The organism is Erysipelothrix sp. strain 2 (EsS2-7-Brazil), assembly GCF_016617655.1.
Taxonomy (GTDB): Bacteria; Bacillota_I; Bacilli_A; order Erysipelotrichales; family Erysipelotrichaceae; genus Erysipelothrix; species Erysipelothrix piscisicarius.
The window spans coordinates 1-23,616 of record NZ_SCFT01000013.1; the positions used below are offsets into that span (position 1 = coordinate 1).

At 39.2% G+C, this 23,616-nt stretch carries 19 protein-coding genes; 8 read left to right on the forward strand and 11 right to left on the reverse strand.

The features are described 5' to 3' along the window. Positions 1-152: 152 nt before the first annotated feature. Positions 153-599, reverse strand: coding sequence for a hemolytic protein (locus EPJ90_RS06610; RefSeq protein ID WP_125163671.1), 447 nt, complete (start codon positions 597-599; stop codon positions 153-155). Between the two features lie 234 nt (positions 600-833). On the opposite strand from EPJ90_RS06610, the gene EPJ90_RS06615 reads away from it, so the two are divergent. From EPJ90_RS06615 to EPJ90_RS06625, 3 genes are read left to right on the forward strand one after another with little or no spacing between them, the layout of a single operon-like run. Next, positions 834-2,258: an ABC transporter permease gene (locus EPJ90_RS06615; protein WP_200542830.1), complete on the forward strand. Its 1,425-nt coding sequence runs from the start codon at positions 834-836 to the stop codon at positions 2,256-2,258. A 10-nt stretch (positions 2,259-2,268) separates the two neighbouring features. Then, entirely contained in the window at positions 2,269-2,961 is a 693-nt protein-coding gene (locus EPJ90_RS06620; RefSeq protein ID WP_161637423.1) for an ABC transporter ATP-binding protein, read from the forward strand. Further along, positions 2,954-4,297 carry a PASTA domain-containing protein gene (locus tag EPJ90_RS06625; RefSeq protein ID WP_200542831.1) on the forward strand — a complete coding sequence of 448 codons (1,344 nt, stop codon included), beginning with the start codon at positions 2,954-2,956 and terminating at the stop codon, positions 4,295-4,297. The genes EPJ90_RS06620 and EPJ90_RS06625 overlap by 8 nt, the downstream gene beginning before the upstream one ends. A gap of 40 nt (positions 4,298-4,337) precedes the next feature. Here the strand turns inward: EPJ90_RS06625 and ppdK are convergent, their stop codons facing one another. Continuing rightward, positions 4,338-6,932 (reverse strand): pyruvate, phosphate dikinase, encoded by a 2,595-nt coding sequence (ppdK, locus tag EPJ90_RS06630; RefSeq protein ID WP_200542832.1) that lies wholly within the window; start codon positions 6,930-6,932, stop codon positions 4,338-4,340. A gap of 179 nt (positions 6,933-7,111) precedes the next feature. Here ppdK and EPJ90_RS06635 point away from each other — a divergent pair, with 179 nt between their 5' ends. Then, entirely contained in the window at positions 7,112-7,558 is a 447-nt protein-coding gene (locus EPJ90_RS06635) for a hypothetical protein (protein WP_125163667.1), read from the forward strand. 34 nt (positions 7,559-7,592) lie between these two features. On the opposite strand, the gene galE is transcribed toward EPJ90_RS06635, so the two are convergent. The 3 genes from galE to EPJ90_RS06650 form a co-directional block, all read right to left on the reverse strand. After that, a complete protein-coding gene (galE, locus tag EPJ90_RS06640; protein WP_161637426.1) occupies positions 7,593-8,606 on the reverse strand; it encodes a UDP-glucose 4-epimerase GalE in 1,014 nt (337 codons plus the stop codon). A gap of 130 nt (positions 8,607-8,736) precedes the next feature. Continuing rightward, positions 8,737-9,495: a hypothetical protein gene (locus EPJ90_RS06645; RefSeq protein ID WP_200542833.1), complete on the reverse strand. Its 759-nt coding sequence runs from the start codon at positions 9,493-9,495 to the stop codon at positions 8,737-8,739. 19 nt (positions 9,496-9,514) lie between these two features. Continuing rightward, positions 9,515-11,275 (reverse strand): MucBP domain-containing protein, encoded by a 1,761-nt coding sequence (locus tag EPJ90_RS06650; protein ID WP_200542834.1) that lies wholly within the window; start codon positions 11,273-11,275, stop codon positions 9,515-9,517. Between the two features lie 335 nt (positions 11,276-11,610). Here EPJ90_RS06650 and EPJ90_RS06655 point away from each other — a divergent pair, with 335 nt between their 5' ends. The 4 genes from EPJ90_RS06655 to EPJ90_RS06670 are packed head-to-tail and all read left to right on the forward strand — an operon-like array spanning position 11,611 to position 15,147. Then, positions 11,611-12,573 (forward strand): ABC transporter permease, encoded by a 963-nt coding sequence (locus tag EPJ90_RS06655; RefSeq protein WP_200542835.1) that lies wholly within the window; start codon positions 11,611-11,613, stop codon positions 12,571-12,573. After that, positions 12,563-13,477 carry an iron chelate uptake ABC transporter family permease subunit gene (locus tag EPJ90_RS06660; RefSeq protein WP_161637430.1) on the forward strand — a complete coding sequence of 305 codons (915 nt, stop codon included), beginning with the start codon at positions 12,563-12,565 and terminating at the stop codon, positions 13,475-13,477. The genes EPJ90_RS06655 and EPJ90_RS06660 overlap by 11 nt, the downstream gene beginning before the upstream one ends. Then, positions 13,470-14,243, forward strand: a complete 774-nt coding sequence (locus tag EPJ90_RS06665) for an ATP-binding cassette domain-containing protein (RefSeq protein WP_161637431.1) — start codon at positions 13,470-13,472, stop codon at positions 14,241-14,243. Before EPJ90_RS06660 ends, EPJ90_RS06665 begins: the two co-directional genes overlap by 8 nt. After that, positions 14,233-15,147 (forward strand): siderophore ABC transporter substrate-binding protein, encoded by a 915-nt coding sequence (locus EPJ90_RS06670; RefSeq protein ID WP_161637432.1) that lies wholly within the window; start codon positions 14,233-14,235, stop codon positions 15,145-15,147. Before EPJ90_RS06665 ends, EPJ90_RS06670 begins: the two co-directional genes overlap by 11 nt. Positions 15,148-15,176: 29 nt before the next feature. Here EPJ90_RS06670 and EPJ90_RS06675 read toward each other — a convergent pair whose 3' ends face one another. From EPJ90_RS06675 to EPJ90_RS06700, 6 genes are all read right to left on the reverse strand, one after another. Beyond that, positions 15,177-16,157: an ArsR/SmtB family transcription factor gene (locus EPJ90_RS06675; protein ID WP_200542836.1), complete on the reverse strand. Its 981-nt coding sequence runs from the start codon at positions 16,155-16,157 to the stop codon at positions 15,177-15,179. A gap of 11 nt (positions 16,158-16,168) precedes the next feature. Next, positions 16,169-17,902 carry an ABC transporter ATP-binding protein gene (locus EPJ90_RS06680; protein WP_200542837.1) on the reverse strand — a complete coding sequence of 578 codons (1,734 nt, stop codon included), beginning with the start codon at positions 17,900-17,902 and terminating at the stop codon, positions 16,169-16,171. Beyond that, positions 17,886-19,607, reverse strand: a complete 1,722-nt coding sequence (locus tag EPJ90_RS06685; protein ID WP_200542838.1) for an ABC transporter ATP-binding protein — start codon at positions 19,605-19,607, stop codon at positions 17,886-17,888. The genes EPJ90_RS06680 and EPJ90_RS06685 overlap by 17 nt, the downstream gene beginning before the upstream one ends. Positions 19,608-19,739: 132 nt before the next feature. Further along, entirely contained in the window at positions 19,740-20,543 is an 804-nt protein-coding gene (locus tag EPJ90_RS06690; protein WP_161637439.1) for a hypothetical protein, read from the reverse strand. A 101-nt stretch (positions 20,544-20,644) separates the two neighbouring features. Beyond that, positions 20,645-21,334 carry a pseudouridine synthase gene (locus EPJ90_RS06695; RefSeq protein ID WP_200542839.1) on the reverse strand — a complete coding sequence of 230 codons (690 nt, stop codon included), beginning with the start codon at positions 21,332-21,334 and terminating at the stop codon, positions 20,645-20,647. Between the two features lie 131 nt (positions 21,335-21,465). Next, positions 21,466-23,589, reverse strand: coding sequence for a SpaA isopeptide-forming pilin-related protein (locus tag EPJ90_RS06700; protein ID WP_200542840.1), 2,124 nt, complete (start codon positions 23,587-23,589; stop codon positions 21,466-21,468). Between the last annotated feature and the right edge of the window lie 27 nt (positions 23,590-23,616).

Consider the following 23,616-nt stretch of genomic DNA (forward strand, 5'->3'; position numbering starts at 1 on the left):
GTCTTTCATTTTTTTATCTAATTGTTTATACTTCATATGGGAGCTCCTTTTAGTCGGGTGGGCTCCTTTTATTATACAAAAACAACCGCACCTTGGGTGGTGCGGTTGAGATTTGAATTTAGGAAAGCACCCGAATCCGGGTGCTTTTTATATTATTTTCCTGAACAGCTGAATGAACCTTCTGATTCAAGAGCTGCTTTAACAGCATCAACGCTTAAGTCTTCTTGATCAAGAATAATTTTTTGACCGGACTTGCTTAGATATGAGAAATATTTCTCTAATTGAGTCCCTTTAGCAACTGCAAGATCAACAGTTGTTTTAACTGTGATTGCGGTATCGGATTTCTCATATTCAAAGGTAACACCATCCGTTACTTTTGATTCAGCAAATTGCTTATACAAGTCATCATAGGTATTCATTTGAGTTGCTTTATCCATTTGGATTACAGTTTCTTCTTCTAAACCAACAACTTCAGAATTTTTCACATCCAACTTAAGTGTACGTTTAATGCCATCAGCTTCTACTGTACAAACGTTCTTATTTGCGGAACATCCAACAAGTACAAGTGAAAATAATACTGCGACAATTATTTTTTTCATTTCCTTCTCCTTTTAACCTTATAAATCATATCATAGATTTAATTTTACGGAATGAAATTTTATTAAAAATCACCATATTTTTGAAAATTTCATACACCACCTTACGGATTGCTGTATCATCCCTTATGGAATATAAATATCTTTTCCACTTATGATATTTTTCTTGCTTTACGGTAATGTAAACGCTATTATAATCTCAGGCGTACTATTGCAAGTAGTACAGTAGGAGGTATCATGAATCATTTTAAAAGAGCCTGGTTGAGTGTCTCACGACGCAAAGGGAAGTCTTTCATTCTTTTAACCGTTGTATTTATTCTCGGTAACTTAATTGCAGGAACATTTGCCATTAAACAAGGCACATCCCGTGTTGAAACTAACCTTAAGGAGAAACTTGGTTATAATGCAACCGTAGCGCTTGACTACGAAGCGTTTGATCGCATTGATTTCGAAACGCTGAAGATTAGCGAATCAACCATTCAAAAATTAGGAAAACTACCTGAGGTCGCATTTTTTGATTATGCGCTAAAGCATGATATTCAATCGCGTTCTCTAAAATCATACCAAATGCCACATGCGCGAGATCGTGCCGATTCTGAAGAACCGATTCACTATTTCTCATTTCAGGGTGTCGAATATCTTGACCTTCTTGATACAAAAACCGGGCGGATCGAACTCACGTCAGGCCGTACCTTTAACGATGATGATTTAAAGTCTGATGTCTATCCAGTCATTCTTTCGGATATTGTGATGACTGAAAACAACATTCGTCTTGATGAAGTCATCGAACTTAAAACGATGCTCCCTAATTATGGTGTTAATGAGAGTGAAGCAGCGCAAAACATAAGCTTTAAAATTAAAGTGGTTGGATCGTTTAAACCGGTCTCGTTTAGTCAAAAATCTGATAATGAAAACTGGGGTCTAGCCTCGATGTATAACCGAATCTACATTCCTAATCATCGTTTACGAACGCTCCGCGCTGAAGAAGCGAAGATTGCGGAAACACAAGGGATCGATATCCTCGGTAATGACTCAATCTATAATGAAGAAAAATATAACTATAGAGATTCCGTATTTGTAATGGAATCGGAAGCAGATTTAAACGCCTTTACACAACAAGCAAAAGATCTTTTGGAAGATGGCCTCATGGTTCGAACCTCCCAACAATCGTTTGAAATGATTGCAGCACCCATGGCAATGTTGAATGTAATGGCAGACTATACCTTAAAGGGTGCAGCCATTACCACAACCATCGTGCTATCTCTTGTGGTGATTCTCTTTTTAAGAGATCGTAAGCATGAGATGGGTATTTATCTTGCGTTAGGAGATCGCCAATGGGGCGTATTGGGGCAAGTAACCTTGGAAGTTCTCATGATTACACTTATGGGTTTAACCTTGTCGTTTGGAACGGGTTTAATGCTTGCGAATAAGGTTTCTGATGTTCTTATTTCGGATTCTTATATGGATGACGTATTTATTGATACGGAAAGTTCGTATCTCCCTTCAATTAATATGATTGAAGTAAATGGAGATTATCGCATCGAGCTGTCCCCTTCTTATGTCTTGTCTGTCTATCTCTTGGGTGCAGGTGTTGCGGTTGCTTCAAGCATCCTTCCAATGTTTTATGTTACACGCATGAAACCAAAGAAAATCTTAATGTAGGAGCGCGATCATGAAACTATTAGAAACCAAAAACATTAATTATTTTTACCAAGATGGCGATCAACGTCGCTTCATTTTGCGCGATGTGAATACCAGTTTTGAAGCCGGTACCTTTTATGCCATTTTGGGCCAATCCGGGTCTGGAAAAACGACCTTTTTATCCCTACTGAGTGCACTGGATACACCGCGTGAAGGTGCTGTTTATTATAAAGATAAAAACATCTCTGAGATTGGGCTTGCGGAATATCGGCGCAATCAAATTGGGATTATCTTTCAAAGTTATAATCTAATTCCTCATTTAACGGCTGTTGAAAATGTACTTGTAGCCATGAACATCACCACCAATCAAATTCCCGAAGAGACAAAAGAAGTTGCATACAATCTGCTTGATTTTATTGGCATTACCCGAAGTAAGGCCGATCGTCTTGTCACCATGCTTTCTGGAGGAGAACAACAGCGGGTTGCCATCGCGCGTGCCTTATCAACCAATGTGGATGTAATTCTAGCGGATGAGCCTACTGGAAACTTGGACGAAGAAATGGAAGCCGAAATTATTAATATCTTCCAACACCTTGCCCATGATCACCAAAAATGCGTTATTGTTGTGACGCACTCCCAAGAAATCGCAAAGCAAGCAGATAAAATTTTATATCTAAAAAAAGGATCGTTGGAAGAAATTAGTAGAGGTGACTTGCATGAGTAATTTTCTTGATCAATTTAAACCCGGTGTTTATGACCGTCATAAAGTTCATATCGGAACTGAAAAATCAGAGAAAAACGTAATGGAAATGGATGACCTTGAAACCACAACTACCTATCAAGATGAAGAGCGTTTCTATGTTCGTGAAGAAGAAACGGAGCTGGATCCTTCTTATAAAGCAAAAAAACAAAAAAGGACGGTCCTTATCGGAATCGCTGCCGTTCTATCACTCCTGCTTATTGGTTTAATATGGAATAAACAATCACATACACTCATGCCTGATTTTACGGACAAGCAACGTCAAGAAGTCGAAATCTGGGCAAAAAAACATAAAGTAGAAGTTGACTTCAAAGACGAATTCAGTTTAGAGTACGATGAAAATGTTGTCATTTCACAAGAATTTGAACCTAAAACTAAAATCCGAAAAGGCAGCATGGTAAGTGTCGTCATAAGCAAGGGACCCGATCTCGAAGAAGTCGTGACACTCCCTGATTTCGAGAAACTCAGTGGAGCTGAAATCAATGCATGGATTGAAGAACAAAAAATGCGTTACATCCAAGTCGAAAATGTATTCTCCAAAGATGTCGCAAAGGGTAATTTTATTTCGTTTGAAATCAAAGATAAAAACGTCACAAAAGATCATTTCCAACGTAAAAACAAAGCACTCATTAAAATTTCAAATGGCCCCGAACAATACGAAAAAAACATCATCGTTCCAGACTTTAAAAATCGTACAAAGATGGATGTTGAACTTTGGGCAAAAGAAAAAGAATTTGTAAGTACCTTTACGTATGAAGAACAATTTGATGACAAAATCGAAGCGGGCGGTGTGATCTCACAAAGTGTGAGTGCAGCAGAGAAAGTTGCGAAAAATGACGAACTTACCTTCGTAATTTCAAAAGGGAAAGCCGTACGTGTCCCGGATTATTCCTCTTCTGATCTCAATACTTTCGACACGATTAATTCCATGGGAGCCCAAGTGATTCAAAAACAAATTTATACAATGAATTACCCGTATGGCGCTTTTGTTGAACAAAACACAGAACCCGGAACCATCCTAAACGATGATCCGGACACGATTGTGATTGTTTACTACTCCATGGGTCAGCCTTATATTAAAGGGCTTGTCGGTCTTACCGAAGGCGATTTACCGGCATATTTCTATGAATTCAGTGGTAAAGGCGCACACATCACCTATGATGTGACACGCGTTTCGGAATGTGGTGAAAAAGGAACGGTCGTACGTGCTTCCAAGAATAACCAATTTGTATCCACCACCGACCACATTAATATTTACATCAGTGATGGTACCAAAGCTTGTGCCACACCCGATGCCTAAACAATACAAAAAACACCTCGTGTAAACGAGGTGTTTTCTATTAGACAGTTTGCGCTGCACTAATGCGTGCAATTGGAACACGATACGGTGAACAGGATACATAATTAAATCCTGCATCTCGGAAAAATTTAACCGAACGTGGATCACCACCATGCTCGCCACAGATTCCAATCTTTAAGTTTGGCTTTACGCCACGTGCTTTTGCTATCGCAAGTTGAATTAATTGCCCAACACCCTCTTGATCTAATGACGCGAAGGGATCCTGTTGATAAATGCCTTGCTCATAATAATCTTTTAAGAAAGATCCTGCATCATCACGGGAAAAACCATAGGTCATTTGGGTTAAGTCATTGGTTCCAAATGAGAAGAATTCCGCTTCTTCCGCAATCTTATCCGCAAGTAAACACGCACGCGGAAGCTCAATCATCGTACCAATCCGATAATGAACTTCTACACCCGCCTTCTCAATTAAGGCGTCCGCAAGGTTTCGAATACGACTTGCAAGATAGTTGAATTCCTGAACGTCTCCGACAAGAGGAATCATGATTTCTGGATTCACATGGTAACCTTTTTGATTGACATTGATTGCAGCTTCAATCAATGCTTGTGTTTGCATGAGTGCAATTTCAGGATATGTGATTGCAAGACGGCAGCCACGATGTCCCATCATAGGATTATATTCATGCAAGGATCTCATAACCGTCTTAATCTCTGCAACACCCATGTTCATCGATGCCGCTAATTCCTCAATTTCTTGTGTTGTGGTTGGCATGAACTCATGTAGGGGTGGATCAAGGTATCGCACGGTAACACTTCGATTTTCCATGACCGTAAAGATTGCTTCGAAATCCTTTCGTTGAATGGGTAAGATTTTCGTTAATGCAGCCTCACGTTGTTTAGGCGTTCGACTTAAGATCATCTCACGCATCGCCCGAATACGATCGCGTTCAAAGAACATATGTTCAGTACGAATTAAGCCAATTCCTTTCGCACCAAACTCAATTGCGGTTTGCGCATCACTTGGCGTATCCGCATTGGTGTATACATCTATTGGACTCAATTCATCAGCCCATTCAAGGAGGGTTTCAAATTCCTGTGACATGGTTGCTTCTTGTGTTTTAAGTCGGCCATGGTAAACACAACCAGTTCCTCCATCAATTGAAATTTCATCACCAAGTTTATAAACCTTGCCATCAATCTCACACGTATTATCATCATGCACAATCACATCACTGCATCCTACAATACAGGATTTCCCCATACCACGCGCTACCACAGCGGCATGTGAAGTCATCCCACCACGACTAGTTAAGATACCCTCAGCAAGATGCATCCCTTCAATATCCTCAGGAGACGTCTCTAAACGAACTAATATTACAGGTTTTCCTTTTTGAGTGTATTTGACTGCCGTAAGAGTATCAAAGACAATCAACCCGCTTGAGGCTCCAGGTGAAGCCGGTAATCCTTTCGCAATCGGTTCAATTGTTTTAAGATTTTCGGTATCAAATTGAGGATGGAGTAATCCATCCAAAATGGATACATCGAGATTGTTGATGGCTTCTTGTTTGGTAATCGTTCCTTCATGAACCATATCATAAGCAATTTTCACAGCTGCTTGAGCCGTTCGCTTTCCACTTCGTGTCTGCAACATATAGAGTTTTCCTTTCTCAATCGTAAACTCCATATCTTGCATATCATGATAACGTTTCTCAAGTTTCTCTGCAAGGCGTTCAAATTCATGATATGCCTCGGGCATTGTTTCTTTTAAAGTTGAAATGGGTAAGGGTGTATGCGTTCCCGCAACAACATCTTCACCTTGAGCATTGTATAAAAACTCTCCATAAAGCTCATGTTCTCCCGTTGCAGGATTTCGTGAAAAGGCTACCCCTGTAGCGCACCCGTCACCACGATTTCCAAAAACCATTTCTTGAATGTTTACAGCGGTTCCCCAATTATCGGGAACATCATGCATTCTGCGATAATACTTCGCTCTTGGATTATTCCAACTTCTAAAGACTGCCTCTACAGCATGAACCAATTGAACTTGAGGAGAATCCGGGAAGGGTTCACCCACTTCAATTCGATAAGTTTCTTTAAGACGCTGAATCAATTCCTTCAAAGCAATAACACTTAAATCATGATCACTGTCTACACCATATTTATGGACCACCAATGCGACTTCTCGGTCCATCTTCACTTTCTCAATCCCCATAACCACATCCGCATACATCTGAATCAGACGTCGATACGAGTCATAAGCCATCTTTTCATTATCTTTCGCCAATGCTTCAACCACTTCATCATTTAAACCAAGGTTTAAGACGGTATCCATCATCCCTGGCATGGAAACACGGGCACCACTTCGAACGGAAACAAGCAATGGTTTCTCTGTTCCCCCAAACGTTTTCCCCGTCAACGCTTCCAATTGACTGAGGTTTGCGAAAATTTCATCCAGTATATTTTGTGCGATTGCATGGTCTTTTTCATAATAATGAAGACACGCATCCGTACTGATTACAAATCCTTGGGGTACCGGTAACCCCAAATTCGTCATTTCACAGAGGTTTGCGCCCTTACCACCGAGAGTTGGACGCATCGCTGCACTTCCTTCAGAAAACATGTAAACATATTGCATATCGAAAAGCCCTCCTTATACACTTTTCATTATACATTGTCCGTTTTATTTTTTGGGTGCACGCCAACAAGGTAGTACCTACAAATTATAAATCTCACCGTAATTACACAAGGATAGCAATATCCTTAAAGCAACTGTTATATCTTAGTGATACAATGACTGTAAAGGGGGGCGTGTTTATGAAGCGTTTCATGGTTTTTCTAATCTTAATTACTGCACTTACTGGATGTAATGCGAAAAACAGTGCTGAGTCGATGCATGATGGAATCCGAACGGTAAGTCATACAGATCTTTGTTTATCCACCATTCAAAATGAACTGACTACCGTCAACGAAGGGTTTTACTTCATACGCGACACCCAGGACAATGCTTATTTTTATATTTATTCGAAAGCACGCAACTTTGAACAGATGAGTGTTTCCAATAAAGTAATTGATAGAGTACCTCATGTCATCTTTACTGCCACAACCAAAAATCTTGTCGATCATTATGATGAGCCAAAGCTTGATGGATTTATGGCTGTGAATGTGAATGAACAAGTGGAGCAATTTAAGTTTATGGTTGATGGGAATGAAATTTATCCACAAATTATTACCTCCCGCATTCAACTTGAATCAGCACGTTAAAAAAGAGATCGCATGCGATCTCTTTTTTTTAAGATTATTGTTCGTATCCGTTTGGATTTGATTTTTGCCAGTTCCATGAATCTTCACACATTTTATGAAGATCACGTTTTGCTTCCCAACCTAACTCTTCACGAGCCTTTTGTGGATCAGCATAACATTCCGCAATGTCACCCGGACGACGTTCTTTAATTTCATAAGGAATTTCATGTCCCACAACATCACTAAATGCTTTAACCATCTCAAGAACCGAATATCCTTGACCTGTACCAAGATTATAAACGCGGTATTCCGGTGTTTCGGTCATTTTCTTAAGGGCTGCCACATGGCCTAAAGCAATATCAACCACATGAATGTAATCGCGAACACCACTACCATCAACTGTGTCATAGTCATCACCAAATACAGATAGATGATCTAATTTTCCAACTGCTACTTGAGTAATGTAAGGTACAAGGTTATTTGGAATACCTTTTGGATCTTCGCCAATCGTTCCCGATTCATGGGCACCAATTGGATTAAAGTAACGTAAAATCACAACATTCCATGAAGGATCTGCAATATTTAAATCGCGCAACATATCTTCTGCCATGAGTTTTGTACTTCCATATGGACTCGTCGTGGAAAGTGGGAATGATTCATTAATTGGAACCGTTTTAGGTGCTCCATAAACCGTTGCGGATGAACTAAAGATAATATTCTTTACATTATTATCACGCATTACCTCACAAAGTGTAAGTGTTCCTGTAATATTATTTTGATAATATTCTAAAGGTTTGGATACACTTTCACCAACTGCTTTTAGGGCGGCGAAATGAATGACGGCATCCACGGATTCCTTTTCAAAGATTGCATTTAAGCTTGGTTTATCCAAAACATTGGTTTCATAAAACGTAACGGTTTTTCCAGTAATTGCTTCAACACGTTTGAGTGCTTCGACACTTGAGTTACTTAAATTATCAACCACAACAACTTCAAATCCTTGGTTTAATAATTCAACACATGTATGACTCCCGATATAACCAGCACCACCTGTAACTAAAACTTTCATACTACCTCCCAAGGCCAATTCTTGGCTTCTTCTATGTTTATTTTATCAGTTTACAAGATTAATGCAATGTAATAAAAAAACAAGAAATGTTATTTTCTTGCTTTTTTTATTGCGTAAATTTTACTAATGTTTACTGGTATAACTGAGTCATGTCGATGAATGTATCAAAGTTTGGGAACGACATTTCTACTGAATCGTTTAATCCTACAACTTCAATATTAATCAACATTTCCAAGGATTCCATCGAATTTTTTTCAGTTACCATGAAGCTTAAATCGATGGTCTCAATTTCGTCCCCTACCTTCACAATTGCTTGACCTTGCTTGAAGTCTAAGTCCACATCTTGCCCTTGTTCAGCCAATGCTTTTTTAAATGTATCAGACTGTAAGAAGTCATTTAGGTCGAAGGTATAAACAAGTTGATTATTTTCCGATACAACGGTTGCTTTTTCAAAGTTAATATCTGCCGGTTCGGATTGCACATCATTAAATGGTAATTCTAAGAACATACCCACTTGTGGAATTTGTTTAAGATCAATCTTCATTTTTTGTTCCATAAAGTCCATATAAACATCAGTACCTTTTTTATAGAAATTCATTGATGTATCGTCTTCATCAGGTATGTTAATTTTAAAAATCAAATCAAAATCAAGCGGTAATTTTGCTTTCGCATATTGGATTTCCATATTTGCGGATACCGCATCGTTAAGCTGTTCACGCTTTTCTGGTTTCATCTCAAGTGTTAAGTCCATATCAATTGCATTTGCATTCATTAAACGATCTGAAGCTTCATTGAGTTTTGCTTTTTGTTCATCATTTGGTTTGTTTGATTTGGAACATCCTGATACCAAAACAAGAACGATCAATGCAGCAGTAATAATTTTTTTCATATTTGATTCCCTATTCAGTCTAGGACTGACCTTTTCTATTTTTTTGATTCAATAAAGATCCTACACATACAAGTACTCCTGCAATTAGGATCATTGCACCTGTATCATTCGCTTGGATTCCAGTTTGAGGCAACGTCGGTGTTTCCGGTGCTGGATTTTCTGGAGTTGGCGTCTCTGGCGTTGGGGTTGGCACTGGTTTCTCAGGAGTTGGCGTATTTTTGGGGGAATAAATGTACGTCACATTTAAAGTTCCATTAATATACAAGCCGTCCACATTATCACCTTTTACTTCTTTAAAGGTATAGCCATCCACTATTTTTTGAATTGTTTTATATGATGTTCCGACATCACCCGTAGTGGTTTCGAGATCCGCAATGATGTTACCGTTTTCATCCACATAGTGGGCATTAACGGTACCCTTTTGTGGAATCACAATGGGCACATCTTTTTCATAAACATATACGACGTTAAGGACACCATCAATGTAGTTTCCTTTAATTGAATCCCCTTGATTCACCTTAAATGTGTAACCTGGGAATGAAAGTTTCTCAGTATCATAAGCTGTCCCAACGGGTTCTTTCGTTGTTTTCGTTGCTTCTAATGTATTACCATCAGTATCCACATAAGAAACATTAAGCGTTCCTTCAATGATTGGATTTTCCGTTAAGATGGCTTCGCGACCTAAGGCATTTTCGCCTTCGGCTTGTTGCGTATCAAAAGGTGATTTCCAATTTGTTTTTGAAATTGCGGTATTAAAGTCGGGTTGGTAGCGACTGATATCTGTGATTCGTCCTATCAAGACTTCATTGGACGATGCTTCGGTAACGGCAGCTCCGTTCACATCCCACAATTTATAACCATCATGATTTATGCGAACTGTAAGTGTATTATGACTGTCCGTAAATGAGTAAGCTGCTCCTTTAGTATTTGAGAAGATAAACTTACCATTCGCATCGGTTGTGGTTGTCGCAACATCCACATCCCCGGCTGGGGTGTTTTCGACAAGCGTAATGGATACACCTTCTTTTAAGTTTGCATCATTCCATACTGGTGTCTCCCCATCATCAATGATTTGATGCTTGATCGTACCACTGATTTCAGGTTGGATTACATAGATGTTTTGATGGTTTGGTGTTGCGGGTTGATTTGCACTTCGGCTGTCATTCCAGCTCTCCAAGGGCTCATATCCCTCAAGTTGACCTTGTGTCATATTATTATAATTAAGTTCGATATTGTGATTAAGCGCAATCGCTACGGTTTTATCCGTTACAGCACCCGGAATTAGTTTATCCACGCTGAGTTTATACCCTACAAGGGGTTTAGCGTATGAGTAGGCATGGGTTTCCGTATTAAAATCAAGTTCATCTGTTGCTTCCACAAAATTTACGTAGTCTGTAGTAACGTAGAATTTGAAATCGAATCCATTATCATGCATTTCTTGAATGGTATGATCGTCATCATGATAATTATTACTGAGATAGAATTCTAAACTTCCTGTTTCAAAGTCTTGTATGCCATCATCGGGTGAAATTGTAGTCCACACCATATGATTATCAGAACTTAAAAAGTTTCGAAGTTGAACGTAGTTTTCACGATACATGCGACGGTTTTCCGCATTGGGATAGATCAATACCCCACCGTAATCAGACTGCGACTCAACACCTGAAATCACGGCCTTTTGGAAACTCCCTAAGGCATCAATCGTTGTTGGTCTATTTGTGATTACAAGTGTTGTGAATGTAAGCATTAACACGAGTAAACTTTTATAGATTTTTTTCATAAGATTCCTCCTCTTGTAACCACATCGTATCACTTCCGCACGTAAAGACTGTTTTCATGTTCTTAAAAATTCAATTTCTGTCATAAAATGAACGCACTTCACAAAACGTTCATTTTAGAATCCCAATCACCGTGATTTTTGTAGATGAAGCGTAGTTTTTCACAAGATAACGAAAACCAATATCAATTAGACCTGAAAAACGTCATTTTAAATCAGAACAAGCGCTAAATATCGAGAATTTGTGAAAAAAGAGCCAAACTTAATTAATGTTTTGCTTGTGTGTTATTAAGCACTTCCATACACTAAAAGGGCAGTAACAGAAAGGAATCAAGAATATGTTTGTTCGTTTTACGCTTAAAGATCGACACACCACATGGGCTGTTATGATCTTGTTTGTTTTAAGTTTTGGATCATTATTTGTAGGCGTCTTGCCATTGTCTTTTAACGCCTTGATTACAGGGAGTGGTGATGCGTGGTCGATTCTGCTTACAAGCCGTCTTCCCCGTCTTTGTGCGATTATTCTTACCGGTAGTTCGTTAGCCATTTCGGGAATGATTATGCAAAAGGTGACGCGTAACCGATTTGTATCTCCCTCAACCGCTGTAACGATGGATGCAGCCCGGATGGGAATTCTCATCGCGTTGATTGTCTTTCCAGGGGCATCATTACTGCATAAGACTTTGCTTGCCTATGGCTTTGCGATTTTAGGTACCGCCCTTTTTTTGAGGCTCTTACGTCTAATTCCCTTAAAAAATGTAGTCTTTATTCCACTTCTCGGGATTATGGTCGGAACCATGATTGAATCGATGACCACCTTTTTAGCCCTTAAGTTTGATTTAATGCAAGCTTTAGGAGGGATGATGACGGGATCGTTTACTCAAATGATTGTAGGGCGTTATGAGTTGCTTTTTACGGCCGTTCCGCTGTTATTGTGTGCATTATTTGCCGCCCGTACATTCGATATTCTATCCCTTGGCGATGATTTTGCGCGGAATCTTGGCTTAAAACCTAAGTCCGTAATGAACCTTGCTTTGGTGCTCGTATCACTGCTTACCGCTTCGGTCGTGGTGACGGTGGGAACACTGCCTTTTATAGGCTTGATTGTCCCCAATATGATTGCCATGCGTTATGGATCATCCAACTCATTTTTACTGTGTGGGCTTTATGGGTCATGCCTGGTCTTAGGATGTGATCTTATTGCACGCATCGTAATCTTCCCCTACGAGCTTCCCGTAGGATTTATTTTGGGAATTGTTGGGTCTTTGGGATTTCTAGGAATGATTCGCCATGAATTATAAAAAAATCTTAGGATGGATTGCCTTTATCTGTGCTGTTTATTATTTGGGGAGTGCCTTAAACAGCGCGTATATCTTTCAGCGACGATGCGTTCAAATCCTCACCCTATGCATCACTTCGTATTTAGTTAATCTGAGCACAACGTTATTTCAAAGGCTAACCCATAACCGCATTGTCTCTCCGGCTTTATTGGGCTTTGAACGCCTGTACCTTTTGATTCAAATCGGGTGTCTTATGATTCTAAACAATCCGATGCTCAATCCACTAATCGCCTTATTCACCATGTCAATCATCGGCCTCATGATCTACCCAAAAATCTTAAATCGATGTGGAAATGACATCTATTTGATGCTTCTAATTGGGACAGTCTTTTCAACCTTAATGGGTGCACTCTCCACAACCCTACAAATGATGATGGATCCGCTGGAATTCAGTATCCTTCAAAGTCAAAACTTTGTATCCTTTAATGCCATCCAACCACAATTTTTAAGAATTTCCGTGTTGCTTACGCTTCTCATCATCGGCATATACAACCACAAACGCCACCAGTTTGATGTTTTAGTCCTTGGGGATGATACTGCACAAAGTTTAGGTGTGGATGTCCCTTTGGTCCACAAGGAAGTCTTATTTCTTGTCATTCTCGCAAGTTCCCTTGTCACAAGTCTTGTCGGACCACTAACGTTTCTTGGTCTACTGACCAGCAATTTAGCCCAAGAACTGTGTCCAAATGCTAGAACAAAACCGATTATCATCACCGGAACGCTTCTAGCCTTTATACTGCTTCTCGGTTCCCAACTTATCTTTGAACGTCTTTTTAATTTCACCGGAACCATCACCGTTTTTATTAATTTGATTGGCTCATTGGCACTGATTATTTTTATGATTAAGGAGCGTAAACATGATTAAAACAGAAAGTCTTACTAAAACCTATGGGAGCCTTGATGCCTTAGAGAACTGTGCAATCACAATTCAAAAAGGTACTATGACCGCCATTCTTGGCGAAAATGGATCGGGCAAATCAACCTTACTCAATCTGATTGGACGATTATCCCATCCCTCATCAGGGAAAACATATCTTCACGACAACGATATCCAAACCTTCAAAGCTATTGATTTTGCGAAACACGTTTCGATTTTAAAACAACGCAATCACCATAACTTGAATTTAAGTGTCTACGATCTTGTATCCTACGGTCGTTACCCCCATAATCCACGTCAACTAACGGAGGAAGATCATCAAATTGTGAGGACATGCCTTCAAGACATGGAATGCTGGGATTTTAAAGACCAATCCATCCAAACCCTTTCCGGAGGACAACTTCAGCGTGTCTATATCGCGATGGTCTTAGCTCAAGATACCGAAGTAATTCTTTTGGATGAACCGTTAAATAATTTGGACTTAAAACATGCCCATGAATTCATGCAATGCATGAACCATTTCGTAACCCATCGCAATAAAACCATCGTCATGATTATGCACGATGTAAATATGGTATATCGGTATTGTGATGCGGTTGTTTGTTTAAAAGATGGGGAATGCATTGCGCATGGCGCCGTCGATTCGACGCTAACACAACCCATCCTAAAACAGCTTTATGATTTAGACTTTACAATTTTCACCCATAACACAATCAAACAATGTTGTGTAGAAACGAGGAACTATGAACTTTAAAACATTAATCGTGTGCTTTGCCCTCATCTTCGTGACGGGATGTACACCTCAAAAAACAAAAGATACCCCCCTTTCCATTACACATAAATTAGGAACAACCGAGGTTAACGAAAACCCACAGAACGTATTTGTCTTTGATATGGGAATCATTGATATGATGGAATCCTATGATTTACCAATTTCCGGGGTCCCTACTGCCTCCTTAACGACAACACTGAAGTCGAAGTTGGATTCAAACCTCACCGATATTGGCACCCTTTTTGAGCCCAATTATGAACGCATGAGCGAAGCCCAACCAGATCTGATTATTATATCCGGTCGCAGCGCAAAACATTACGAAGCCCTCTCAAAAATTGCCCCTACCATCTATATGGGAAGAGACAGCCATCCCGATGGCTTAATCGCATCGATGAAGGCAAATACTGAGATACTTCATCAGCTCTACCCAGGACGTGATCTTGAAGGCTTGATGACTGATTTAGAAAGTCAGGTAGATGCATTCAAGAATGAAGCACAAAAACAAACGGGCACCTTACTTTTCTTAATGGCCAATGGTAATGAGATTAAAGCCTTCGGACCTGAAAGCCGCTATGATCATGTGTACCGTGATTTCGGATTTACGCCCGTATCCAAACAATTTGATGTATCAACCCATGGTTCTACCCTCTCCTTCGAACAAATCCAAGACCTTAGCCCTGACTTTATCCTTGTAATGGATCGCTCCCGGGTAACCGGTGGTGAAGGAAATGCGGAAGTCTTGATGGACAATGCCTTTGTGAAAGCAACGCGTGCTTACCAAAACGGCCATATCATCTATGTGGATCCTGAAGTTTGGTACCTAACCGAAGGGGGAACAACCGCAGTTTTATCCATGATTGAATCATTAAAAACTCTATTACCTTAAAAAAACACACTCTAAGAGTGTGTTTTTGTTTAAAGTTCCAATTCGTGTTCCACAAACACCAACAATTCTCGAACCCTGTCTTTCGCAATATTATAATAAACCCGTTTATTGCTGCTGGGTTCACATTGAATCAGCCCATCATTTAATAATTCTTGGATGTGATAGGAAATGGTTGCGGGTGTTAAATCAAGCAGGGTCGCGAGTTCCTTTCCGTATTTTTGTCCATGATTCAAGGCTTTTAAAATCGCAAATTTACTTGGATCACCCATACTTTTCATCATCTTACATGCATTTTTATCGCTGAGTTGATTTCGATTTAAAAATGCTTCTGTCATCGTAATTCCCAAATACGTTACATCCACAAATGAATTATTAGCCATCACACTTGGATAAATAATCCCCTCATGATCATCCCAAACAATTCCAAACGTATCACGAAGATATTCAATATAAGTATTTGACTCAAGACGCGCGGTCCACTCTTGGTTTAAGACCTCAATTTCTTGATCAAACACCGATAACATTTGTTTCAGCGGTTTTGAAAGGTCTGTCACAATACCTTTAAACTCGTGATACAGCACATCAACGGACTCGACCATACTTACCAATGCCCACTTTTCAGAATAACTTAACGATGCATGATTGATTACCTGGAAAATCCCTTCATGACGCGTGGATCCTTCACTAAAAAATGCTTTTAAAATATCTTCAATGGTTTCAACCAATAAAGCCTTAATCTCGTTTTGATTACGTGTTTGGATTTCAAGAAAACATTTAAAGGGAATATAGTACAGTTGGGCTTTTTCATTGCCAAGTAATTCAAGAATTTCAGTTGCATGGGGGTAATCTTTTTGAACTTGAAGCATCGATGCTTCACACCCTTTATAAATTGAATCAATGCGATCATGAATCGCATGAGCATCCTCTGCATAAGGGGCCTCTTGGGTCAAAAAACGTCGAAACATTACATAAGCTTCGAATTCATAATTTAGTTTTTTCTCAAATTTCATTGTAAACTCCTTTAAATATGTTGGGACTGCACAAAGCGTTCATAGACACCGTGCTCTGTTAACAGTGAATCATGGGTTCCCATTTCCACAATCACACCCTGATTTAATACAATAATTTTATCAGCATCTCGAATGGTGCTCAATCGATGTGCCGCAATAAGAATTGTTTTTTCGTTTTGGATGTTTGCGATGGCTTTTTGAATCAGTTGCTCTGACTCACTGTCCAATGCGGATGTTGGTTCATCCATAATGAGAATGGGTGCTTCACTTATTAGTGCTCGTGCAATCGCGACGCGTTGACGTTGTCCCCCTGAAAGCATTCCACCTTGTTCGCCCACATGTGTATCATACCCTTGGGGAAGCGATACAATAAAATCATGGATTGCGGCTTTGTGTGCGGCTGCCTCAATCATCGCATCACTGACAATGCCTTTACTGCCTAGACGAATGTTTTCTCGGATGGTGGTGTTGAACAAGGGGGATTCTTGTTGGACATAACAAATTTGATTTCGGACACTTTGCAGCGAATAATCTTGCACATCCTTTCCATCCAACAAAATCCGCCCCTGATCGGGTTTATAAAAGCCAAGAAGTAATTGAAAAATGGTTGACTTCCCACTTCCCGATTCTCCGACAAACGCCACCTTAGATTGTGGACTGATCGTAAAATCAACAGACTTTAAAATGGTATAATCTGGTTGATATCCAAATTGAACCTGATCAAAGGTAATTAAATCATGACGCTTCCCAAGACTTAGGTCTGGTCTATCAATACGACCCTCTTCACATTCCATGTCCAACATCGTTAAGATGCGATCCGCAGATGTTTGAACTTCCAAAATATAGTTCCAAGCAACACCAAAGTTTCCAAACATATATCCAATAGATGCCTGTAATGGTAACAACAACATTACCTTCGCAAATTCAAAATCAGTGGTCCGTGCTAAGTAAAAGCCAATTCCTACAAACAATATTTTACCCAAAGCCCCAAATCCATCATTCCACATAGTTACTCGATGCTTTTTAACTTCCGCATTTATGAGGGCCTTTGCATGCGCTTGATTTAAATCACGATAATCATCCACCACCGTATTCTGTGCATTATACAAACGCACCATCGTTTCATTTGCGATAATATCGGATACGTGATTGGTTGCTTTGTTTTGAAAGTTTCGTGCTGATACGTAATCAGTTTGAATTGCGTCTGCGTACCGTGTTGCCACCCATACACTCACAATTCCCAACACAACCGCAATTATCCCAAATCGTACATCCACAAAAAATGTTGTGATTAAAGCTGCAAGACCACCCACAGTAGGATGAATAAACATGTAATTGAATCCTTGGAAATAATAATTATTAATGACATCCGCATCACTGGTTAATAAGGTCATCATATCTCCGGTATGTGAAGCACGAATTGTTGCTTCTTTTTGACGTAAGATATGATGAATCATGTGTTCTTTGAGACGTTTCTCTGCGTTTAATCCCCCCATGAGATTTCCCGTTTGTCCCATTACAAGAAGTGGAAACATAAGGAGGAATAGACCGGTTATTGTGAGGAGGATTTGTAAATCAAAAGTTCCAGCTGTAGCTTGTTCGATGGAAATCTGCGTCATCTTTCCAAACGTAAAGTTAAGACCAAAATTTGCGAGACTGGCAACACAACCGCCTAGAATTGCGCCAACAAAAGCCCACGAACCAATTTTGGATATTCGTCGCATGGTTTTAAATACGTTTGTCATGATGATCACCTCCATTTTGAATTGCGATTAAACTTGCATAGATCCCATCTTGATCTATTAGTTCTTGATGCGTTCCACTCGCAACAACCGCCCCTTGATCCATCACAATAATGCGATCACAATTGCGTAAGGTTGCAAGACGATGCGCAATAATCAGTTGCGTACGTTCTGTCGTATCCATAACATGCTGGATGAGCTGTTCTGTTTCCACATCTAAAGCTGAAGTTGCTTCATCAAACAACAAGACATCACTCTCTTTAAGCAGTGCTCGTGCAATCGACAAGCGTTGACGTTGTCCCCCGGACAAACGGTTTCCCTTTTCGCCAACGATAAAGTCCAAGCCGTTTTGATCCACAAAGTCTGAGAGATGAACGTGATCCAGCACCTCATGAAGTTGCTTATCCGATACCATCTGATTGCCATACTGAAGATTTTGACGAATGCTTTGATTCATCAATTCACTATTTTGAAATACAACCGCCAAGTCATTGCGTAAGGCTTGTTTATCCCAATCTTGAATCGAAATCCCTTTATAATAAACCGCCCCGGCTTGAGGCGTATACAGTCCTAACAGGAGCTTCATCAGCGTTGATTTCCCTGAACCACTGGTTCCCACAACACCAACGTGTTCCTGATCATAAATCTCAAGATTGAAGCCCTTTAATACGAGAGTATCCGTATTTGGATATCCAAAAAATACATCTTTAAAAGCAATAACAGGATCGCTATCCTCTGATCCCACCGCATTCCCGAATGTTTCTTTCGCAGCATCCCAAATTGGATAAATTCGTTCGGTTGAAACCAATAATTGCGGAATGTTTTGAACCATATTCGCAATAACATTAAATTCATTTGAAATCAGTTGAACTAAAAGAAAGGCACTGACAAGTTGACCCAATTCTAGCTCACCGTGTGCGATAAGATAGGTTCCACCAATACCAATGAGGAAATTGGGAAGCATGGCAAAGACTGAAAATGGAAATTGCAGTAAGTAGAGGGAACGGATTCCGTAGATTCCCTTATCCCGTGAATCCACCAGTGCTTTTTCGACCCATGAAGCAACCGTATCATACAAACCAAAGGTTCTTATGGTCGTTCGGTTATTCATCACATCTTGCGTTAGGGCATTGGTTTTACCCATAGCCGTTTTCCATGGAAGGATGAAATCACTGGATTTTTGTGAAGCATAACGTTGAATGATAAAAGCCAATGGAAGGGGAATAAAATACAAGATTAATAAACGCACATCAATATGAAGAATCCCAAAGGATAAGATTATTAAAAGGACAACCGCTTTGGATAAGGTGACACTTAAATTTGTTGCGGAAACAATACTGGAAACATCATTTTCAAGCCGTCCAATGAGATCACCTTGTTCCAGTTGTGAACTGACACGATAATCACTTTCCAAAATGCAATCAACTGTTTTTGTTTTAAATTGACTGCGCATTGTTTCAATCACTTGAGTTTGATATTTTTGGGTCTGATAGGTCATCAATACCGCAAGGAGGGTAAGACAACCAAACCCTATTAAACTGGTTTGAGTTTGGGTAAAATCACGCAGTAATATCGATTGGGTTAGTGCTCCAAAATATTGCGATGCCATTAATTCCATGGCACCAATTAATACGAAACTACAAAGGAGTACCACATATCGATTGAAACGATTGCTTTCGCGCCATGCGCGTTTTAATTTCTTGATCATAAACCATCCTCCTGCACTTAGTTATATCTTCATCTAATGTTATGTTAGATAAACATTAACACAAGCGGTCTTTTCAGTCAACAAATATCTAACATCGTGTTAGACATTAATGAGAACCATAAAAAAAGAGTCTTACGACTCTTTGACTTGGATACGATCTAAATTTATAACTCCGGCATTTTTTAAGATTTGATACATCTCTTCGGAAACATTTTCCAGATCTACATAATAGAGATAGACTTGATACTGCGTTTCATTGACTCCATCAGAAGCTTCAATTTTAAGCTGTGTCGCCTCTTTCACCGGTGATTTTGAGGCATTGAATTGAATCTCAATATCGTGATCAAATCGCGTATCCGTAACACGCAATTCCCCTTCATCATTCCCCGTTTGGACCACAATGCGTGCACCACTTTCAACTTCTTTATCATCCACGCGATACGTTATTTTGGGTGGAATTGTATCAACGGCTTTAAAGATTTTCTCAAAGGTTGCTTCTTCACCGTTTGAAAACGATGCGATAAAGCGCATTTCTAAATCACCGACAACAGGAATTTCATCCCCGTTATCTAGCAAGTCCATAATTCCCTTATCATCAAACCCTTCTGGAAATGGATAGGGAATGTTATGCATTGTTGTATACAACTGGATTTGTTCTTGTCGGATGGTCTCTGGATCCACAATCTTACCATCTTTCAAAAACTCAACGTGATACGTTCCAAAATTACTCTTCTCGAGATCAATCGCATCTTGTAGTGCGGCATTACTTAAGTAAGTGTATTGTTCTAATTGCGCATTATCTTTAAATACAATTACTGGTTTGGATCCTTTTGTAAAATGATAAACAAAGGAAATGATGATCACAATTAAAATAATCGCAACCGATCCAACATATTTAAATTTTTTAACTTTGGTTGATTGATTTGTTGTTTCCATCTTCATGCTCCTCTCGCGTAAACCAACTCTAACTATCTTCATAATAATACCTTTCGGCCAAAAAAGATATGGACCTCACAAAAGACTCATCGCATTACCACTTATTTGATGAATAAGTTGATTTCTTCCTCCGATAAATCTCGATATTCACCGGGTTGTAAGGATGAATCCAGTTCCAACGCACCAATCTTAATGCGTTTTAAATACGTAACTTCATTATCGCAGGCATGCATCATGCGTTTCACTTGATGGTATTTCCCTTCACCGATTGTTAAGTGGATAGCGCGTTCCCCCACAACCTCAACTTGAGCAGGTTTCAAGAGTTCATCCCCTAACATCATCCCTTTTTCTAATTCCTCACAAAAGCGCAGGTCAAACGGTTTATTCAACTCAACATAATATTGTTTATGAACATTACTTTTACTGTGCGCAACACGATGTGAAAACTGGCCATCGTTTGTAATTAAGAGTAACCCTTCCGTATCCGCATCCAAGCGACCGACAAAAACCAAATCACGATGATACGATTCTATCAGTTCTAAAACAGAGGGATACATTTCAGGATTATGTTCACAAATATATCCAGCCGGCTTGTTCATCATAAAGTAAATATCCTTCTGGTACGATACGCTTTCCCCTTGAACAAAGACTTCATCCTTTTCAAGGTTTAAAACCATACCTGCATCCCGTACCACATCATGATTTACCGTAACCATACCCTTTTTCACAAGAATCTTTACATCTTTTCGTGTTCCAAATCCATTATGAGCTAAAAATTTATCCAATCGCATATCTCATCCTCATTTCAATATCTTCTATTATATCGTATTTAAAGCATTGTATTCGGATAAACATCTTGATATTTTTGTCTTCGTATAAAAAAAGTTAACCTACCAGCATGAAGATAGATTAACCTTTAAAATTATACGGATTCTTTTTTGTTTTTAACGATGATTAACGCAAGGCCAACCATAATTAATGATCCGGCGAAATAATGACCGTTATTTGAAACACCTGTCGAAGGTAACACGTTTTCTGGTGTTGTGGGAACTTCCGGTACTTCCGGTACTTCCGGTACTTCTGGTACTTCTGGTATTTCTGGTATTTCTGGTATTTCTGGTATTTCTGGTACTTCTGGTACTTCTGGTATTTCTGGCACATCAATGTTCACGTTTATTTTCTCAACCTCAAGTAAAGTTGTATCACCAAGCGTTACTGTAAATGGAACAGATTTTGTATCCAAGATAAATCCATCGGGTGCATTTGTTTCAATAAATTCGTATGATCCAGGCATTAAACCCGATACTGTGATTAACCCAAATTCATCGCTGACTAAATTATTTTGAAGTTCAATACCATCGTGTGTTTGAAGTTTAAAGATTGCACCACTCAATGGATTTCCAAGCGTATCACTTTTCTTAAGCTGTACACTTCCTTTTAGAATATCATTTTCCACATGAATTTCGTGTGAGGCCATGGATTCATTAATCGTTACATCTTTTACATACCCCAACACTTTGTACCCTGTTGGTGCTTTGACTTCATAAAGTTCATAATCCCCGAAGGCGATGCCATCAAGGGTTGCGATACCATTTTGATTTGTAGCGGTAATTGAATAAATTACTGAACTGTTTTTATCTCTTAATTCAAAAACAGCACCACTTAGATATGTTTGATCATGCGAAGCAATTTTCACAATTTTCAGTGATCCACTTGCTCTGGTATTTTCATAAGTATAGGTTTCCAAAGCACTTGTAGCGGTTGAGACATCAATCACGAAAGATGGTTGCGGTGTATCGTTTAAGATGTAACCATCCGGTGCTTTCGTTTCTACAAATCGATAAGTCCCAAAAGTTAAATTTTCAATTTTAATACCGTTTACATCATTAACATCAAGATTATCCTTGTATGTATTCCAAGTATTGGTTGCTTGATTAAGCTTTTCGAGCTTAAACAAAGCGCCAGCAATCCCTTGTTGGGTGTCTGCATCGATTTTACGCAAGATGACGGCACGTGATTCCCCAACAATGATGCCACTTCCACCGGTTACAAAAGATTCCATATCGCGAATTTCTGAACCCAATTGTGAAGCGGTAATCGAAACGTTATTAAAATACGTATCTTTCTTTTCGGTAATTCTTGTAAGATAGCGTACACGGATTAAATCATGTTTATCATTATGTTCTACAGTTGAAATTGGATTTCCTTCTGCACTGGTTCCATCATAATATAGAGTTCCTACATTCAACGTAAACCCATCAAAACCATTAAACACTGGTACCAACTCAGGAGCACCACTATAATGAGCATTTCCTGAAGCATCAAAGTGTGTTGTTTTATCAACGACAAATGATTCAGGAACAATTTCTTGGCCTTCCGTATGTGTATCATTCATAACAACATCGGTAAGATCTGTAAAGGCTGAAATATAAATTTCCCACAAAATCGTTTGATTATCAGGTTGTAATGTTCCACCTTTCCATACATAAGCATGTTCTGGCTTCACACCTTCTCCCGGAGGCATCACCTCAACATCGATTGTGGATAGACCATTAAATTCAATCGGATATTTTTGTTGTGTTGTGATTTGAGCTTCGTCAAATTGCGTGAAGATTCGAATCGTCCCAGTGATATTTGAATTATTTACAAGAAAACTATTATCTGTAAACGTTAACTTCATATCGAGGGTTCCAGGCGTACGAACCAGTTGAGCAATAAGTTCTCCATTTTGGATTATATCTAAATTTGTTACGGTTTTATTTGCGTCAAAAATAGAAGGTAACGTAAACTCCGTTGTTTTATTTTGATAATTAATGGAATCATCAAGTTTAAATTCATAATTCACAATAATCATGTCATAAGCTGAAACAATTGTATCATTACCGATTACCTCGACTGGATTTGTTCCAACTTTACGTTCTAAATTTACGTCTTTGATAATATTTAGACTGTCATGACCAGCGGCTTGAATTGATAGTGGTCGTGCTTGACTAAACATTCCGATTGTTAGTATTAAAGTTATAAAACCTAAAAATATTTTCTTCATAAATACTCCTCTTCTTCACATTCTTAA

Excerpts from the sequence above, each read along its gene's own strand:
- EPJ90_RS06610 (WP_125163671.1), bottom strand. The coding sequence starts at position 599 with ATGAAAAAAATAATTGTCGCAGTATTATTTTCACTTGTACTTGTTGGA.
- EPJ90_RS06615 (WP_200542830.1), top strand. The coding sequence starts at position 834 with ATGAATCATTTTAAAAGAGCCTGGTTGAGTGTCTCACGACGCAAAGGG.
- EPJ90_RS06620 (WP_161637423.1), top strand. The coding sequence starts at position 2,269 with ATGAAACTATTAGAAACCAAAAACATTAATTATTTTTACCAAGATGGC.
- EPJ90_RS06625 (WP_200542831.1), top strand. The coding sequence starts at position 2,954 with ATGAGTAATTTTCTTGATCAATTTAAACCCGGTGTTTATGACCGTCAT.
- ppdK (WP_200542832.1), bottom strand. The coding sequence starts at position 6,932 with ATGCAATATGTTTACATGTTTTCTGAAGGAAGTGCAGCGATGCGTCCA.
- EPJ90_RS06635 (WP_125163667.1), top strand. The coding sequence starts at position 7,112 with ATGAAGCGTTTCATGGTTTTTCTAATCTTAATTACTGCACTTACTGGA.
- galE (WP_161637426.1), bottom strand. The coding sequence starts at position 8,606 with ATGAAAGTTTTAGTTACAGGTGGTGCTGGTTATATCGGGAGTCATACA.
- EPJ90_RS06645 (WP_200542833.1), bottom strand. The coding sequence starts at position 9,495 with ATGAAAAAAATTATTACTGCTGCATTGATCGTTCTTGTTTTGGTATCA.
- EPJ90_RS06650 (WP_200542834.1), bottom strand. The coding sequence starts at position 11,275 with ATGAAAAAAATCTATAAAAGTTTACTCGTGTTAATGCTTACATTCACA.
- EPJ90_RS06655 (WP_200542835.1), top strand. The coding sequence starts at position 11,611 with ATGTTTGTTCGTTTTACGCTTAAAGATCGACACACCACATGGGCTGTT.
- EPJ90_RS06660 (WP_161637430.1), top strand. The coding sequence starts at position 12,563 with ATGAATTATAAAAAAATCTTAGGATGGATTGCCTTTATCTGTGCTGTT.
- EPJ90_RS06665 (WP_161637431.1), top strand. The coding sequence starts at position 13,470 with ATGATTAAAACAGAAAGTCTTACTAAAACCTATGGGAGCCTTGATGCC.
- EPJ90_RS06670 (WP_161637432.1), top strand. The coding sequence starts at position 14,233 with ATGAACTTTAAAACATTAATCGTGTGCTTTGCCCTCATCTTCGTGACG.
- EPJ90_RS06675 (WP_200542836.1), bottom strand. The coding sequence starts at position 16,157 with ATGAAATTTGAGAAAAAACTAAATTATGAATTCGAAGCTTATGTAATG.
- EPJ90_RS06680 (WP_200542837.1), bottom strand. The coding sequence starts at position 17,902 with ATGACAAACGTATTTAAAACCATGCGACGAATATCCAAAATTGGTTCG.
- EPJ90_RS06685 (WP_200542838.1), bottom strand. The coding sequence starts at position 19,607 with ATGATCAAGAAATTAAAACGCGCATGGCGCGAAAGCAATCGTTTCAAT.
- EPJ90_RS06690 (WP_161637439.1), bottom strand. The coding sequence starts at position 20,543 with ATGGAAACAACAAATCAATCAACCAAAGTTAAAAAATTTAAATATGTT.
- EPJ90_RS06695 (WP_200542839.1), bottom strand. The coding sequence starts at position 21,334 with ATGCGATTGGATAAATTTTTAGCTCATAATGGATTTGGAACACGAAAA.
- EPJ90_RS06700 (WP_200542840.1), bottom strand. The coding sequence starts at position 23,589 with ATGAAGAAAATATTTTTAGGTTTTATAACTTTAATACTAACAATCGGA.